General features: G+C 53.6%; 16 protein-coding genes. All 16 read left to right on the forward strand.

Annotated features, from left to right (window positions below; all coding sequences use genetic code 11):
* Window position 1 precedes the first annotated feature (1 nt).
* The 16 genes from NST08_RS01555 to NST08_RS01630 all read left to right on the forward strand — a co-directional run bounded on the left by NST08_RS01555 (window position 2) and on the right by NST08_RS01630 (window position 16,923).
* A complete protein-coding gene (locus NST08_RS01555; protein WP_341341369.1) occupies window positions 2-1,378 on the forward strand; it encodes a sugar phosphate nucleotidyltransferase in 1,377 nt (458 codons plus the stop codon).
* A 48-nt stretch (window positions 1,379-1,426) separates the two neighbouring features.
* Complete coding sequence (locus NST08_RS01560) at window positions 1,427-2,764, forward strand: UDP-glucose dehydrogenase family protein (RefSeq protein WP_251536179.1); 1,338 nt, start codon at window positions 1,427-1,429, stop codon at window positions 2,762-2,764.
* A gap of 32 nt (window positions 2,765-2,796) precedes the next feature.
* The gene (locus NST08_RS01565; protein ID WP_245255871.1) at window positions 2,797-3,963 is read left to right on the forward strand and encodes a nucleotidyltransferase domain-containing protein; all 1,167 of its coding nucleotides are present in this window, start codon (window positions 2,797-2,799) and stop codon (window positions 3,961-3,963) included.
* Window positions 3,964-4,006: 43 nt separating this feature from the next.
* On the forward strand, window positions 4,007-4,300 hold the full coding sequence (locus NST08_RS01570) for a lasso peptide biosynthesis PqqD family chaperone (RefSeq protein WP_007132651.1): 294 nt from the start codon (window positions 4,007-4,009) through the stop codon (window positions 4,298-4,300).
* The gene (locus tag NST08_RS01575; protein WP_210094280.1) at window positions 4,300-4,800 is read left to right on the forward strand and encodes a lasso peptide biosynthesis B2 protein; all 501 of its coding nucleotides are present in this window, start codon (window positions 4,300-4,302) and stop codon (window positions 4,798-4,800) included. The genes NST08_RS01570 and NST08_RS01575 overlap by 1 nt, the downstream gene beginning before the upstream one ends.
* On the forward strand, window positions 4,797-6,602 hold the full coding sequence (locus tag NST08_RS01580; protein WP_251536176.1) for an ABC transporter ATP-binding protein: 1,806 nt from the start codon (window positions 4,797-4,799) through the stop codon (window positions 6,600-6,602). The genes NST08_RS01575 and NST08_RS01580 overlap by 4 nt, the downstream gene beginning before the upstream one ends.
* Before the next feature lie 157 nt (window positions 6,603-6,759).
* Window positions 6,760-7,284, forward strand: a complete 525-nt coding sequence (locus NST08_RS01585) for a GNAT family N-acetyltransferase (protein ID WP_251536174.1) — start codon at window positions 6,760-6,762, stop codon at window positions 7,282-7,284.
* 318 nt (window positions 7,285-7,602) lie between these two features.
* Window positions 7,603-8,307 (forward strand): PspA/IM30 family protein, encoded by a 705-nt coding sequence (locus NST08_RS01590; protein WP_341341370.1) that lies wholly within the window; start codon window positions 7,603-7,605, stop codon window positions 8,305-8,307.
* 27 nt (window positions 8,308-8,334) lie between these two features.
* The gene (locus tag NST08_RS01595) at window positions 8,335-9,366 is read left to right on the forward strand and encodes a TFIIB-type zinc ribbon-containing protein (RefSeq protein ID WP_007132645.1); all 1,032 of its coding nucleotides are present in this window, start codon (window positions 8,335-8,337) and stop codon (window positions 9,364-9,366) included.
* A complete protein-coding gene (locus NST08_RS01600) occupies window positions 9,363-10,148 on the forward strand; it encodes a TPM domain-containing protein (RefSeq protein ID WP_341341371.1) in 786 nt (261 codons plus the stop codon). Before NST08_RS01595 ends, NST08_RS01600 begins: the two co-directional genes overlap by 4 nt.
* Window positions 10,149-10,169: 21 nt before the next feature.
* Window positions 10,170-11,222: an SPFH domain-containing protein gene (locus NST08_RS01605; RefSeq protein ID WP_341341372.1), complete on the forward strand. Its 1,053-nt coding sequence runs from the start codon at window positions 10,170-10,172 to the stop codon at window positions 11,220-11,222.
* Between the two features lie 259 nt (window positions 11,223-11,481).
* On the forward strand, window positions 11,482-11,673 hold the full coding sequence (locus NST08_RS01610) for a hypothetical protein (protein ID WP_077570320.1): 192 nt from the start codon (window positions 11,482-11,484) through the stop codon (window positions 11,671-11,673).
* A gap of 424 nt (window positions 11,674-12,097) precedes the next feature.
* A complete protein-coding gene (locus NST08_RS01615) occupies window positions 12,098-13,207 on the forward strand; it encodes a BMP family lipoprotein (protein ID WP_007132641.1) in 1,110 nt (369 codons plus the stop codon).
* Between the two features lie 161 nt (window positions 13,208-13,368).
* Entirely contained in the window at window positions 13,369-14,895 is a 1,527-nt protein-coding gene (locus NST08_RS01620) for an ABC transporter ATP-binding protein (RefSeq protein WP_007132640.1), read from the forward strand.
* Window positions 14,892-15,986, forward strand: coding sequence for an ABC transporter permease (locus tag NST08_RS01625; RefSeq protein WP_341341373.1), 1,095 nt, complete (start codon window positions 14,892-14,894; stop codon window positions 15,984-15,986). Before NST08_RS01620 ends, NST08_RS01625 begins: the two co-directional genes overlap by 4 nt.
* Complete coding sequence (locus tag NST08_RS01630; RefSeq protein ID WP_007132638.1) at window positions 15,970-16,923, forward strand: ABC transporter permease; 954 nt, start codon at window positions 15,970-15,972, stop codon at window positions 16,921-16,923. Before NST08_RS01625 ends, NST08_RS01630 begins: the two co-directional genes overlap by 17 nt.
* Window positions 16,924-16,993: the final 70 nt, after the last annotated feature.

The following is a 16,993-nucleotide window of genomic DNA, read 5'->3' on the forward strand; positions in this document are numbered from 1 at the left end:
TATGCAAATCATACTGTTATCTGGAGGAAGCGGTAACCGGTTATGGCCGCTATCGAATGAAACCAGATCCAAACAGTTTCTGAAAATATTAAATAGCGCTTCCGGAAAGCGGGAGTCCATGGTGCAGCGGGTGTGGAGCCAGCTGGGGCTGATGAATCTCCAGCCATCCGCCGTAATCGCTACCGGAAAGTCACAGGTGGAGTTGCTGCAGAATCAGCTGGGCTATGAAGTGGAGCTGGTCGTCGAGCCGGAGCGCCGGGATACCTTCCCGGCCATCGCCTTATCGGTCTGCTACCTGTACTCCGTTAAAGGCGTCAGTCCCCGGGATATCGTGATCGTTCTCCCGGTGGATCCGTATGTGGACACGCATTTCTTTCGAAAGGTGCAGGAGCTGGAGACGCTGATGCAGGAAACCGGGGCAGATATCGGGTTGATCGGCGTCTCGCCGGATCATCCTTCCTCGAAGTTCGGTTATATCGTCCCGGAGTCAGTATCGAGACTCGAGAACGGCACGGAATATTTGAACGTAAGCCACTTCGTCGAGAAGCCGGAAGAAGAGGCCGCACGCAGCTTAATCGAGCATAAGGCTCTGTGGAACTGCGGCGTCTTCGCGTTCCGGCTGGAATATGTTCTTGAGCACTTGTTGGAGCGCTCCCTTCCAATCCAGTACGATGAGCTGCTTCGGCAATACGGGCAAGTCGAGAAAACCAGCTTTGATTACGCGGTTGTCGAGCAGGCGAAGAATATCGTTGCACTGCCTTATCAGGGGCTATGGAAGGACCTCGGGACTTGGGATGCGCTCACGGAGGAGATTCATACACCACTAGTCGGAAAGGGGACACTGACCGACGACTCCGTTAATACGCATGTCATCAATGAATTGGATATCCCGATTACGGTAATCGGTGCGCCGAATTTGATCGTGGCCGCCAGCCCGGACGGGATTCTGGTATCCGAGAAGAATGCCAGCATGCGGATCAAGGAGGTGCTCCAATTCGGAGACCAACGACCAATGTATGAAGAGCGTCGATGGGGACGTTATCGCGTGCTGGATTATATCAAGTATCCGAACGGTCATGAGGTGTTGACGAAGCGCATTTGCGTCCTTCAAGGCAAAAATTTGAGCTATCAATACCACTTGCTGCGCAGCGAAGTGTGGACCGTCGTATCCGGGCAAGGCGAAATGATATTGGAAGGCGCCGTTCGCATGATCGGCAAGGGCGATGTCGTCATCATTTCGGCGGAAGCCAAGCACAGCCTGCGGGCCATTACGGATATTGAAATTATAGAGGTTCAGACGGGCAGCGAGCTGATTGAGGACGACATTGTCCGGTTGGCCATGGACTGGGATGAAATCAAGATTAGCGTTTTGAATTAATAGGGCTGACCGTTGTGCAAGAACCATTATAAAGGTGAGGTGAGAACCATGAAAATTACGGTGATCGGTACAGGTTACGTCGGGCTGGTATCCGGCGTGTGCTTTTCCGAGCTTGGCAATGAGGTTATATGCGTTGATCAGATCGAGGCCAAGATTGAAATGCTGAATCGGGGAGAGGTACCGATTTATGAACCGGGACTGCAAACGTTGATCGCAAACAACCGTGAGAGGGGGCGGCTGCGCTTTTCGACCGACTTGAGAGCGTCCGTAAAGCATGCCGAGGTCATCATCATTGCGGTAGGGACGCCCTCGCTGCCGAACGGTCAGGCTAATCTGAGCTTCATTGAACAAGCGGCGAGCGAGATCAGTCAGGCCATGAACGGCTATAAAATCATTGTCACCAAGAGCACCGTGCCGGTAGGGACGAACGAGCGTATCCGGGACATTATCGCGCAGCATTCGAAGGAGCCTTTCGATATTGCTTCTGTGCCGGAGTTTCTGCGAGAGGGAACGGCGGTTTCGGACACGATGAACCCTGACCGTATCATTATCGGTACGGACAGCGAAGTGGCGCGGGAGCGGCTAACCGAACTCCATCGGAGCCTGACCTCCAACATTATCGTTACGGATATCCGCAGCGCCGAGATGATCAAATATGCCTCCAATGCATTCCTGGCAACCAAAATTTCATTTATCAACGAGATTGCGAATATTTGCGAGAAGGTAGGAGCGGATGTAACGAAGGTCGCCTATGGAATGGGATTTGACCAGCGCATCGGCGCATCGTTCTTAAAGGCCGGCATTGGATACGGCGGCTCCTGCTTTCCAAAGGATACCCAAGCCCTGATCCAAATCGCCGGACAGATGGATTATGATTTCAAGCTGTTGAAATCGGTCGTCGAGGTGAACCGGGAGCAGCGGTTTAATGTGATCCGCAAGCTGGAATTCTTGATGGGCCATCTCGCCGGGAAGACGATTGGCATATGGGGTCTGGCGTTTAAGCCGGAGACGGACGACGTGCGCGATTCCCCTGCTTTCGAAATCATTGCAGCTTTAACCGAGATGGGGGCCAAGGTGAAGGCTTACGACCCAATTGCTGCCGAGAACTTCAGAAGAAATTGTGATGTCGACAGTCTAATCTACTGCGACACTGCCCGCGAAGCCGCTTGGCAGGCGGATGCGCTATGTGTCCTCACGGAATGGAAGGAGTTTCAGCACATTCCGCTTTCCGAGATCGAGAGTTGGCTGAAGTCCCCGTATTTGATCGATGGCCGCAATATCTATAAGGAAGAGCAGCTGGCCAATACGCAGCTAGTGTACTATTCCGTAGGCCGTCCGGGGATGAATCGGGGTGTGAAGGAACCTGCACCGTATATTTTGCTATGACAAAGCAAACATTTGGGGTGGTTGGATTGATTATGGAGGACGCCTTGACGCTTGAAATGCGCGATGCGCCGAAGGAGCTGTCGTTCCTGCTGTCGATTTTACGGAATCGGGATCAGGATCAGGCCATTCTTCCGCAGGAGGCCGCCGACATGGATTGGAATCTGTTCATGAAGCTGGCTGTGCATCACCGAGTCTATCCGCTGGTTTACTTGGCTTTGAAAGGGAGCGATACCTCGCTGATCCCGGCTTATGTCATGCAGTCGCTGCAGCGGCATTATCATAACAACACGATCAAGATGCTTCACTTAAGCAGAGAGATGAGCCGAATATGCGACGTATTCGCAGAGGCTAGGATTAGGAGTCTTTGGCTGAAGGGGCCGCTTCTGGCCCTGCACCTATACGGGGACGTGGCTCACCGAACGTCGAAGGATCTGGATATCCTAGTCGATGCAGAAGATGTGGAGAAGGCGGAGCAAGTGCTGACACAGCTCGGATATGAGGCCGAGGAAGAGATCGTGCTGGGCAATTGGAAGAAGAAAAGCCATCATCGCTCGTTCGAGCATCGGGAGCATTTCGCTCAGGTGGAGATTCATTGGCGATTAAATCCCCATTATAGCAGGTCCTTCTCGTTTGAGCAGCTGTGGCAGCGGCGAAGAGAGGTCAGGCTGTCCAGCCAGACCTATTTCTGCCTTGGTAACGAGGATCTGCTGTGTTACCTGACGGACCATGGAGCCAGGCATGGCTGGTTCCGATTACGTTGGTTAGCGGATATTGTCCGTTTGCTGCCTCTGCTTGACAACAGCCGATTAAACCAGCATCTGGAGCGGTACGGAGGCGAGATGTATGCAGGGCAGGCCTTTATTTTATCGTCGCTGCTCCTTTCGGCTAAGGTTCCTCATGACTTGGAGGCGGCAACAGTTGGCGCTAAATCGTACCGACTGGCGGAGAAGTCTCTTTATTACATCCAAAGAATCGTGCAGCTGAATCCGGTACCGGAAAAAAGCGTAGCCCGTCATTATAACCGTTATCTTTTTTCGCTGATGTCCGGCAAACAGAGAATCGCCTACGTGTTTAATAAGCTGCTTCCAAGCTCGCGGGATGCCCTTCAGCTGCCTTTGCCTAAACCGCTTTATTTTTTATATGTTCCGCTTCGGCCCTTCCTTTGGTTTTGGAGGCGGATGAAGCAGCCGTCGGTGTGACGGGAGTAACGGTTACGATGTAAAACGAACGGAGGATGAGCCCATGAGCACGGAATTCATTACGGATGAGGTACTGATCATGCAGTCCGAAGGCTTTCTGGTCAGTGATATGGACGGCGAGAAGGTTATGCTGAGTATCGATAATGGAAAGTATTACAATCTGGGCCGGATTGGCGGCCGGATCTGGGAGCTGGCGTCTACGCCGATTACGGTCGGCGGTATGGTGGAGAGGCTCGTTGAGGAATACGATATCGAACCGGATGCGTGCGAGCAGCAGGTACAGCGGTTCCTGCGGCAGCTTGCCGATGAAGGGCTTGTGCAGGTGAAGAAGGCCTAATGAGTCTATACCGGAAAGCAAGGACGTATATGTCTTTTCCCGTTGCGATGAAGCTGATGTTCATCGAAGCTTATGTTTACTTGGCTTGGGGGAGAGTGTTCAAGCAGCTGCCTTTCGCGAAGGTGGCGCCCTCCTTGGGCGATTTTATGAAGGAAACGCCGTATACCTGCTCGGAGGAGGAGCTGAAGCAGCTTCGCCAAATCTCCAGAGCCGTACATGCGATGAGCCGAGTTACCTGGTGGGAAAGCCAGTGCCTGGTCAAAGCCGTTGCCGCCAAGAAAATGCTGGAGCGAAGAAGCATTCCCTATACACTGTATTTAGGAAGCGGGCGGGATGACCAAGGACAAATGGTGGCTCACGCCTGGCTCCGCAGCGGTTCTTACATTGTTACGGGCAAGGAAGGGCATGAGAAATATGCGATCGTCGGAATATTCGGCAAGGATATGCGGGCGGAGGAGCTGAACTTTAATCGGTCATCCGGTAAGGAGTTTTTACGTTGAAGGATCTCATTTATTTTATCCGAAAAATGCACGGGATGGCCGGGTTCAAGCTCTACCTTAATATGTGCATGATCCTGGTCATCAGCATCCTGGACGGTATCGGCATCTACCTGATCGTCCCGCTTCTCGGCGTGATCGGCGTATTTCAGACCGATCTGAGCGGAGTCCCGCTCGTCTCGACCTTGATGGATCTTGCGGATTCGTGGTCCCTGCAGCTCAATTTGCCGGTGGTGCTGGCCATCTATGTCGTGATTGTGGGCGGGCAGGCCCTGCTGCAGCGAAGCCAGACCTTGCTAAACGCCAAGATCCTGCAGCGATTTATCCGCAAGCTGCGCATGGAGACGTACCAGGGATTACTGCATGCGAAATGGGAGTTTTTTCTCCGCCACCGCAAATCGGATTTCAATCATGTCATGACCAATGAGCTTGGGCGCGTGAACCAAGGCACCTTTCTGTTCTTCCAAATGATCTCGTCGTTGTTGTTCACGATCATTCAGATTGGCCTTGCCTTATGGCTGGCTCCGTTGTTAACCCTCATCGTGCTGGTCAGCGGAGGGGTCCTCGCCTTGTTCGGGCGCAAGTTCATCCGCAGCTCGAAGCGGATCGGCGAGCAGACGACCGAGCTTTCAAAATATTATTTTGCCGGCATCAGCGAGCATTTCAGCGGCATCAAGGACATCAAGAGCAACCGGCTGGAGCCGTCCCATATGGATTGGTTTGACAGGCTGTCGCGAAAAATGGAGCGGAACTTCATCCAATTCAATAAAGTGAACTCCCTGTCCCAGCTCATTTACCGGCTCTCGTCCGTCATCCTCGTTGCCGGGTTCGTATACCTTGCTCTTGAGGTGCTTCGCACCCCGGCTGAGCAGCTGCTGATGATTGTGCTTATTTTCTCACGGTTATGGCCAAGATTTATCAGTATTCAAACCAGTACCGAGCAGCTTGCTTCGAATTTCCCGGCGTTTCGGGCAATACGCGAGCTGCAAGCGGAATACGAGGCAGACCGGGAGCTTGCCGGAACGGCTGGAGTCCCGGATGGCGAGCGACTGCATCTGCAGCAGGGTATTACTTGCAGTGATGTGGACTACCGATATGACGCTTCTTCTCCGACCTACGCTTTGCGGGGCATTAACTTACATATTCCGGCCCGCCGCATGACGGCCATCGTCGGCAAATCCGGCGCGGGCAAGAGCACCCTGATCGATCTGCTCATGGGACTGATCCAGCCGGAGAGCGGGCAGGTTCTGGCGGACGGCGTGTCTATCCAGGATGAACGTCAGCTTCTGTCGCTCCGGGGGAGCATCGGTTATGTGGCGCAGGACCCTTTTCTCTTCAATGAGAGCATCCGGGATAACCTGAAGCTGGCCGCTCCCGAGACATCGGATGATGAGCTGTGGGAAGCGTTGAGGTTTTCGGCGTCGGACGAATTCGTGCGAAGCTTGCCGCAGGGTCTTGACACGGTCATTGGCGACCGCGGCGTGCGCTTGTCCGGCGGTGAGCGACAGCGGATCGTCCTGGCAAGAGCCATCTTGAAGCGGCCCTCGATTCTTGTGCTGGATGAAGCGACAAGCGCGCTGGACAGCGAGAATGAGCGGCAGATCCAGGAGGCGCTGGAGCAGCTGAAGGGAAGCATGACCATTATCGTGATCGCCCATCGGCTGTCCACGATCCGCCATGCCGATCAGGTCATCGTGATGGAGCAAGGGCGGATTATCCAGCAAGGAGGCTATCAGCAGCTGTCTCAGGATCAGAAGGGCACCTTCCGGCAGCTTCTCAGTTACCAAACAGGCGCCCAGATGTAAACAGTGTTCAACAGCCGTCCCTCGTTGAGGGGCGGCTGTTTTTTTGTTTTTAGTTTGCGGTGTTGGCGCTCACCCGAATTCCTATTATCATTTGTACTAACGATGGCCGTTGTTTATCGGCCAATGTTCAATCTTTATATGCAGAGGGGGAAAGTGAATGGATGGCCAAAGCAACCTTTCACAGTGGATTCACATACGGCCGATTACCCTGGATGATTTTGAAAATGTCTTGGCATGGAGCAAGGATGACTCCTTCTGTGAAGCGAATGGATGGGAAATCAACAGAAGCTCTGAAGAATTATATAAATGGTGGCGCAATTGCGTAAATCATCCTGCCGAAGATTTTATTCGAATGGGAATTACGTTGAACGGGAAATTAATTGGATATGCAGATATGGCCTGCATGAAAGGTAATACGGCTGAACTGGGCATTGCAATTGGTGAGAGCAGGCTGTGGGGGCAGGGGATCGGATCTGCTTCGGCAAAGTGTATGATGGAATATGCATCGAAGAAGTTAGGAATTTCAATTTTTAACGCTGAAACTCACGAGGCCAACGCTCGTTCAAGAAAAATGCTTGAGAACTTAGGGTTCAAAGAAATAAGTCGAATAGGCAGTGAAGAATATCAAGGGATGAGGAGCGAACGAATTCAATATAGACTTATTTTTAATGGGGAAACCTGAATGAAGAATCTACGCACAAGGCCTAAAACTCCTCCTTCAACCAGTAAAAATCCTTAAAGCTAGACGCTTTGATAACCTTTTGTCCAATTTGCCTTAACAACAATTCCTCGTCATATTTCCCAGAAATACTCAACATTCGACCAGGATAGACAATGGTTTCCCCGTTACGATCAACCACTAATGAAGCCCCGCCTAACTACCTCTCGCTACCCAATGTAAATTTTAGGAAAACATGCCATGAAATATCGAGAAATGAAACCCCTCCGGATGAATTCCGGTATTATTAGATAAACAAAGTTGCCAAGGAGGAACATGTCCATGGGAATGCTGTCGAGATTTACCGATATAATGCGAGCGAATGTGAACGCTTTGCTGGATCGGTCGGATGATCCGGAGAAGACGATTGATGAATATATGCGCAGCCTGCACAGCGACTTGGGCCAGGTGAAGGCGGAGACGGCCTCACTGCTTGCGGAGGAGCGGCGGGCCAAACGGACGCTGGATGAGTGCATTACGGAGGTCGCCAAGCTGCAGCGGTATGCCGAGAAGGCGGCGGAAGCAGGAAATGAAGTCGATGCCCGCAAATTCCTGGAGCGTAAGGCGGAGACGGCCGTGAAGCTCGATGACTTGCAGCAGGCATATGAGCAGGCCGCTTCCGATGCGGCGAGCATGAAGCAGATGCAGGATAAGCTAGTCGCGGATATGGAGCGGCTCGAAGCAAGACGGTTGGAGCTCAAAGGGAAAATGGCCGAGGCGAGGCATCAGCAGCGCTTAAATGAGAGCGGCTCCTCCCGTGGCGACGTTGCTGGGGCGTTCCAATCGATGGAGGAGAAGGCGAACCGGACCCTGGACGAAGCGCTGGCGCTCGCGGAGCTACGGGCCGGATCGAAGGAAGACGATTTGGACGTGCTGATGGCGGAGCTTGAGGAACAGATGAAGCAACGCAGCGATGATAGCCATCCGGCAGCAAGTCCGGAAGCAGTCCCGGATGATCGCAGCGGCGAATCGAAACAGAAGGAGTAATGGTCTGATGGGAATTGAGGTGATCCGATGCCGGTAATTGAATACAAATGTCCGTACTGCGGCAGCGGGATGAGCTTTGATGCGGCGACGGGAACGCTGTCTTGCCCGGGCTGCGGAAACCAAGAACATATTGATCAGCTCCCCGATCCGATGAAGCAGCAGGTGTTTACGGAGGGTGAAGTCAAGGAATACCACTGCGGCAGCTGCGGGGCCGTGATCATGACGGATGCGGAGACCAGCGCAACGAGCTGCAGTTATTGCGGTTCCGCGGTAGTGCTCGCTGATCGGCTGACCGGAGAGCTTGCTCCGGCGATGGTCATTCCTTTTTCCATTAGCAAGGAGGAAGCGATCAAGGCTTTTCGAAAATGGTGCAGAAACGGCCTTCTCACGCCGCGGGGGTTCATGAACGCCAACCGGATCAAGAGCTTAACCGGCATGTATGTGCCGTTCTGGTTATATGAGCTGCATAACCGGGTGGAGGTACACGGTCACGCAACGAAGGTAAGAACATACACGCAAGGTGACTACGAATATACCGAAACGCAGCACTACGAGATCTACCGTAAGATGCGCTTGAATTACACGAAGCTTCCGCTTGATGCATCGGCGAAAATGGACGATGAGCTGATGGATAAGCTGGAGCCTTTTCCTTACGAGCAGCTGAAGGAATTCAAAACCCCGTATCTTGCCGGATATTTGGCGGAAAAATACAGCTACAACGACCAGGAGCTTCTCCCTCGGGCGAAAGAGAAGGTTCGCAGCTACATCGATGCGGCTATTTCGTCTGCAGTCGCCGGATATACAACGGTTAATTACACTAATAAACAGATTGATACAATGATGAAAAAAGCGGATTACGTCCTTCTTCCGGTATGGATGGTGCATTACGACTACAACAAAACCGTGTACACGTTCGCCATGAACGGTCAAACGGGCAAGGTGGTGGGCAGGCCGCCGCTCAGCAAGGCGAAGATCGCCGCGTGGTTCGCCGGGATATCCGGCGTGTCGTTCTTGTCCTTGAAGCTGATCGCCTGGATGATGGGAGGTGGGTTCTGGTGAGAAGACGACGGTCGTTGCTAAGGTTAGGATGGATTATGATGCTGGCGGTATTCCTTATGATGCCGCTTCGAACGGCAGCCGCTGCTGCCGAGGCCAAGCCGCTCATCTTTGATGACGCCGGGCTTTTGAGTTCGCAGGAGTATGAGGAGCTCAGCGCCTTGGCCCGCGAGTACGGAGCCGAACGGGAGACGGACTTTATCATTATTACTACAGACAATCCGGACAATGTGGATATCGAGATATTGATTGAGGATTTTTATGATACGTATGCGCCCGGGTATGACAGACCTCACGGCAACGCCGTAATTTTGGCGCTGGATATGCGCAACCGCGATGTGGAATTGCAAGGATATTACAAAGCCGAGGAATACCTCGACGATAACCGGCTGGATAAAATCCACCGCAAGATCACGGGCGACTTATCGGATGGGGAGTATAAGAAGGCATTCGAAGCCTACATTATATCCGCGCATGAATATATGGGCTATGAGCCGGGATTCAATCCCGATAATCCGCTGTTCAATATATGGGTTCAGCTCGGCGGTGCTGTCCTGATCGGCGGGCTGGCCGTCGGCCTGATGACGTACCGCGCCGGCGGCCGGGTGACGGTCAATCGCCGGACTTATGAGGATGCGAGCACCTCGGGCATTATTGATCAGGAAGATCGGTACATTCGAACGACGACAACAAGACGGGAGATACCCAAAAATGATGGAGGCAGCTCCGGCGGAGGCGTAACGAGCGGCGGCCATTCGCATAGCAGCAGCCGTGGGAAATTCTAAAGGAAGGGATGGAATCGTAGCATGGGATTTTTCAGAAATCAATTCTCCAACGTGGTGGAATGGGAAGAATTTAGAGATGATATGATTTTTTGGAAGTGGAGCAACCGGGAGATCAAGAAAGGCAGCAGACTGATCATTCGCGCCGGCCAAGACGCCGTATTTGTGAACAACGGCAAGATTGAAGGGATCTTTGAAGATGAGGGCGAGTACAGTATCGATTCGGATATCATTCCGTTTCTGTCCACGCTGAAGGGCTTTCGGTTCGGGTTCAACAGCGGTATGCGGGTAGAGGTTCTATTCGTCAACACGAAGGAGTTTACCGTCCGGTGGGGAACGCAAAATCCGATTCTGATTCCGACGCCCCAGCTTCCGGGCGGCATGCCGATCCGGGCTAACGGCACCTTCAATTTCAAAGTCACCGATTATGTGACGTTGATCGACAAGATTGCGGGCATGCGGGAGAGCTACCTGGTGGAGGATGTCAAAATTCGCATTACGTCCGTTTTGGATCAGCTCCTGATGAAATGGATCAGTCGTGAAAGCAAGAACATGTTCAATCTACAGGCGAATGCCTCCGAGATCGCCAAAGGCATCCGGGAGGACCTGGATATGGAAGTGATGGACAACGGAATCTCTATCACCGGCTTTCAGGTCATGAGCTTCAATTATCCGGCGGAAATCCAAGAGATGATCACGAAGACGGCATCCCATGAAATGATCGGCAACCTGCAGAAATACCAGCAGGTCAGCATAACGGACGGCATCGCTTCAGGTAAAATAAAGGGCGGAGGCGCTGCTTCGGATATGGCCGGCATGATGATGGGGATGAATATGGCCAATGAGATGATGCGAAACATGAATGCGAGCTCAAATCCGGGCCAGCGTGGCCCCGAGGGGGCGGAGGGCCAAGACCAAGCCCGGAACGACAAGCAGCATGCAGGCGGAGAATCCCAGTCATCGTCGCCGGCGTCTTCTTCCTCGGAAGGCAAGGGCAAACCGAACTTCTGCCCGAATTGCGGCGCGAAGAACGAGGGCTCCAACTTTTGTCCGAACTGCGGACATAAGCTGGGATAGATTCAGGCAGAGCCTGGCGTAAAGTACAGCCATAAGCTGGGGGCTTTTGATAAGCGGCCAACTTATGGCTGTTTTTATCAGGATACCGCTATCTAATATAGTTGCTTGAATCTCATTGTAGATTCTACATTGGAGCTGCTTTCTAACCATTTTATAAAATGTATGCGCATACTTATTCATGGTATAATGTTTTTATGAAAGATGATAATGCTGGGAGCAGGATGCGTCAATAGACCTTGGGGGCAGGAGTGTTGCGGGAATGAGAGGATATAATGTGTGGCGGCCGTTGATCTTGATTGCGGCGGCGCTGCTGACTAGAAGCTTGGTAACCAATTTATGCGTTTTGTTTGGCATGACGCCGGAGTCGGCGAGCAATTTGGGGTTCATCGCGATGATCGCTGCCGCGTTCATCACATACAGCCGAATGATGAAGCATCAGCGTAGGAAGTAAGAAGGTTCAGCTGTGAGCCGTAAACGTACATATACAGAATGCATCATTATATATACTGAATGAGCACCTCGGGAGGGGTGCTCTTTTATGCTTTCAAATGAACGGAATAGGCGCATGCTACTGGAATGAGAGGATCAACTCTATTTTTTTCTTTCTCTATAAAATTCGTTGCTTCAACCACTGCATCACACCTCCTGTAAACCCTATGTTATCTATAAATGCGGATCTATTGCCTTCTTTCTGTTCAGGTGCTCTAAAATGCGCATGAAATGGCTATATACCAAGGCTTAAGCCATTCACCGCTTTACAGATGTACTTTGGCAAAAACACCCAAATTTTTGTTGAAAACGGTCTATATTATTAATATATTGTAAATAGCGCGAATCTACCATTCGGGCATATAAACCTAGGAGGGTCAACCTTAATGAAAAAAGGGGTCTTATCATTAATCAGTTTGGCGTTATCGGTCACCATGCTCGCGGGCTGCGGCGGCAAGCCAGCATCTGAGCCAACCGGAGGTGCAGGCTCGGACGCACCGAAGGCAAACTTCAAGGTCGGAATGGTTACCGACGCAGGCACCATTGACGACAAGTCGTTCAACCAAGGGACGTATGAAGGTATTCTCAAGGCGAACAAGGACTTTAAAATCGAGTATAAATACCTGAAGCCGGCCGGAACAACGGAGGCCCAATATACCAATGAGATCGTCAACCTGTACGATGCCGGATTCAAATTCATCGTAACGCCGGGCTTCAAGTTCGAGACGGCTGTGCATAAGGCACAAGAGAAATATAAGGACGCAAAATTCGTCCTGATCGACGGATCTCCTCGTCCTAATCCGGATGCGGATCCAGAACTTAAAGAGAACACCGTAGCCATCTACTTCGCCGAGCAGGAGTCCGGCTTCCTGGCGGGCGTTGCAACAGCCCTTCACGTGAAGGACGGACAGGCCGGCTTTATCGGCGGCATGAAAATTCCTCCGGTGCAGAAATTCAACTGGGGCTTCCAGCAGGGCGTGAAATACGCGAATGAGAGCCTGGGGACGAAAGTGACGATCAACAAGGAAAATGTCGTGTATCAGGGTACCTTTGATGATGTTGCCGCAGGCAGCCAGCTGGCCGCCCAAATGTACGACCGCGGCGTGAATGTCATCTTCGCTGCCGCAGGCGGCGTTGGCGTTGGGGCGATCAACGAAGCCAAGACGCGTGTGCAGAACGGCAATGACGTATGGGTTGTCGGCGTAGACGTCGACCAGTATCAAGACGGCGTGTATGAAGGCGACAAATCCGTGATCCTGACTTCCGCAGTGAAGAAGATCGACCAAGCGGCTTACGACATGATCAAAGCCGAAACCGAAGGCAAGTTCCCTGGAGGTCAGACGATCACGCTGGATGCGAAGAATGACGGCGTCGGCCTTCCGGCTGAAAATCCAAACTTGAGCGAGGACATTCTCAAGCAAGTGGATGAAGTGTTCAATAAGATCAAAGCCGGCGAAATTACGGTGGCGGCAGAGCAAGGCGACCTGATCGAATAGTCAAGGGAGCGCCCTGCTCGGGGTTACCGGGCACATTTGAATGGATAACCGCAATGCGTTAGAAAAAGACGGACTTCCCTCCGTCTTTTTTTAAGGTAAGTGGGAATAGGATTGGAACAACAGACGGCATCTACCAAATATGAAGGAGAGGACGCTAAACCATGGACTATGTTGTCGAGATGGTGGGCATCCGCAAGGAATTTCCGGGCATCGTGGCCAATGACGACATCACGCTTCAGTTGAAGAGAGGGGAGATCCATGCGCTGCTCGGCGAGAACGGCGCGGGGAAATCAACCCTGATGAGCATTCTGTTCGGCATGTACCAGCCCGACCGCGGAGTCATTAAGGTCAACGGCCGGGAAGTGCGGATTTCGAATCCGAACGTGGCGAACAGGCTCGGCATCGGGATGGTGCACCAGCACTTTAAGCTTGTTGAGGCGTTCACCGTGACGGAGAACATTATACTGGGCAGCGAGACGCGTCGAGTGGGGATGCTAGATATCAGGACCGCTGCCAACCGAGTGGAGGCGTTGTCCAAGCAGTACGGTCTGAACGTGGACCCGCACGCCAAAATCGAGGACATCTCGGTTGGCATGCAGCAGCGCGTGGAAATTCTCAAAATGCTGTACCGCGATGCGGAGGTGCTGATCTTCGACGAACCGACCGCGGTGCTGACGCCGCAGGAAATCGAGGATTTGCAGGGCATTATGAAAAATTTGGTTCAAGAGGGCAAATCGATCATCCTGATCACCCATAAGCTGAAGGAGATCAAGGCGGTGGCTGACCGCTGCACCGTCATCCGGCGCGGCCGGACGATCGGCACCGTCGACGTGGCTGATACGAGCCGGGAGACGATGGCCGAGATGATGGTCGGCCGCAGCGTTTCCTTTAAGGTCGACAAGCAGGAGAGTCGACCGGGAGAGACGGTGCTCGATATTCGCTCGCTGACCGTGAAGAACAGCAAGAAGGTCGATGCGCTTAAAGCCTTCTCGCTTGAGCTGCGTGCCGGCGAGATCGTCGGCATTGCCGGGGTGGACGGTAACGGGCAAACCGAGCTGATAGAGGCTATCACGGGTCTGCGGCAGGCAGAGAGCGGCAGCGTGATCCTGAATGGAAAGGATATTACCGGGCTGTCCGTGCGCCAGCGCAATGAGAGCGGCATCGGGCATATCCCCGAGGACCGTCAGAAGCGCGGGCTTGTACTGGACTATACGCTGGAAGAGAATTTGATTCTGGAAGTCTACAAGCGGCCCCCGTACTCCAAGAACGGGCTATTGCAGCGAGCGGCCATCCGCAAGCATGCGGAGCATATCATTCAGAGCTTCGATGTCCGTTCCGGGGAGGCCGGCCGCTCCATCGTCCGCTCCATGTCCGGGGGGAACCAGCAGAAGGCGATCATCGGCCGCGAGGTCGAGCGGGATCCGGATCTGCTGATCGCAGTTCAGCCGACGCGCGGTTTGGATGTCGGCTCGATCGAATATATTCACAGACGTCTTGTGGAGCAGCGGGACAAAGGAAAAGCGGTGTTGCTCGTATCCTTGGAGCTCGATGAGGTGCTGAACCTGTCCGACCGCATCGCGGTCATCAACAACGGCGAGCTGGTCGGCGTGGTCAACGCTTCCGAAACGAACGAACAAGAGCTGGGCCTTATGATGGCCGGGTATCATAAAGAGGAGGGCAGCGCATGAATAACAGCATAAAATCACTGCTGGCCGTCCTCTTCGGCCTCCTGGCAGGGGCGCTGCTGATGGCGGTGACCGGCCACAATCCGGTGGAAGGCTACAAATTCCTGATCCAGGGCGGGCTGAAGAGCCCGGAGCGGATCGGCAACACGCTGGCGACGGCAACCCCGCTCATCTTGACGGGCTTGTCGGTTGCTTTTGCCTTCCGGACGGGGCTGTTCAACATCGGGGCCGCAGGCCAGATGCTGTTCGGCGGCTTCTGCGCGACGGCAGTCGGCCTGTCGGTGGATCTGCCGCGGGCCTTGCTGCTGGCGCTGATGGTGCTGGCCGGATTCATCGGCGGCGCTTTGTGGGCGCTGATCCCCGGCATTTTGAAGGCCCGTTACAACGTGCATGAGGTCGTATCGACCATCATGATGAACTGGACATCGTATTGGACCGTGTATTACGTCATTCCGGGATATTTTAAAGGGGAAAGCCTGGAGACGGAATCCCGTCAGCTCCCGCCGGAGGCGATGCTTCACGCGTCCTGGCTGAGCGATATGTTCCAGGGCTCGTACATCAATCTGGGCTTTTTTATCGGGGTGGTGGCCGTTCTGGTCGTCGCCTTCCTGATCAATAAAACGACGCTCGGCTATGAGCTGAAGGCGGTCGGATTCAACCGCCACTCGGCCGAATACGCAGGGATTGCGGTGAAGCGCAGCATCGTGCTGTCGATGTTCATCGCCGGCGGCATTGCCGGCCTTGCGGGCGTGGCGCAGTACGCCGGGAATGCGTCGAGCCTTCAGATCGGCGTCTTGCCGAGCCAGGGCTTTGACGGCATTGCCGTTGCGCTGCTCGGGGCGAACGCGCCGCTTGGCGTGATGGTCTCCGCGCTCTTCTTCGGCGTGCTGTACTCGGGCCGGGGATTCATGAATGCGATGACGGAAATTCCGCCGGAGATCGCCGATTCGATTATTGCCATCATCATCTACTTTGCGGCGACAAGCATTCTGATCGAGCGCCTGTTCCGCAAGTGGAAAGTGCGCAAGTCACGAGCACCGCACAGCGCGGCAAATAAAAAGCAGGGGGAACGAGAACATGTGGACAACGCTTGAACAGATTTTTCCGTATGCCATCGTCTTCACCATCCCGCTGTTGATAACCGCCTTGGGCGCGCTGTTCAGTGAACGAAGCGGGGTCGTGAATATCGGCCTCGATGGACTGATGATCGTCGGTTCCTTTATTGGAGCCTTTGTCGTATCCAAAATGCAGGCGCAGTTCGGGGGAAGCTGGTGGGTGCTGTGGGTCGGACTTCTGGCCGCAGCGGCGGCGAGCGCCCTGTTCTCGCTCCTTCACGCCTTTGCGAGCATTAATCTTAGCGCCAACCAGATCATCAGCGGTACGGCAATCAATATGATTGCGGGCGCGCTGACGATCTTCCTGGCCCGGAACATTACGGGGAGCGGCAACATCCGCATCACGAGCGGCTTTAGACCGTTTGATTTTCCGATTTTGTCGGATATTCCGATCATCGGAGATCTGTTCTTTACGAACACTTACATCACGACGTGGCTCGTGCTGATCCTGCTATTGGTGAGCGCGTTTATCCTGTACAAGACGCCGTTCGGTCTGCGCCTAAGAGCTTGCGGCGAGCATCCGCATGCGGCGGAGGCGGCCGGAATTCGGGTACGCGCCATGCGGTATGTCGGCGTCATGATTTCCGGCGCTTTCGCCGGGCTTGGCGGTGCCGTTATCCTGATGACCTATTCAGGCGAGTTTACCGGAAACGTCGCAGGTTTGGGCTTCCTCGCCCTGGCCTCGCTCATCTTTGGCCAATGGAAGCCGTTCGGCATCCTGGCGGCAACGTTCTTCTTCGGATTCGCGAGCACCGTGGCGAACGTCTCGCAGGTTATTCCGCAGCTGGCCGTAATCCCGCCGGTGATTCTAAAGATTTTCCCATACGTGGTCACCTTGATCGCGCTGGTCATCTTCTCGAAGTCCTCCAATGCGCCTAAGGCCGTTGGGGAGCCGTTCGACTCAGGCAAGAGATAGGATTTTGACGAAAAAAGAAACCTCCGATAGGACCTCCGCCTGGAAGGCTGGGTCTAACGGAGGTTTTTTT

Source organism: Paenibacillus sp. FSL K6-1566 (assembly GCF_038050475.1).
Lineage (GTDB): Bacteria > Bacillota > Bacilli > Paenibacillales > Paenibacillaceae > Paenibacillus_AQ > Paenibacillus_AQ lactis.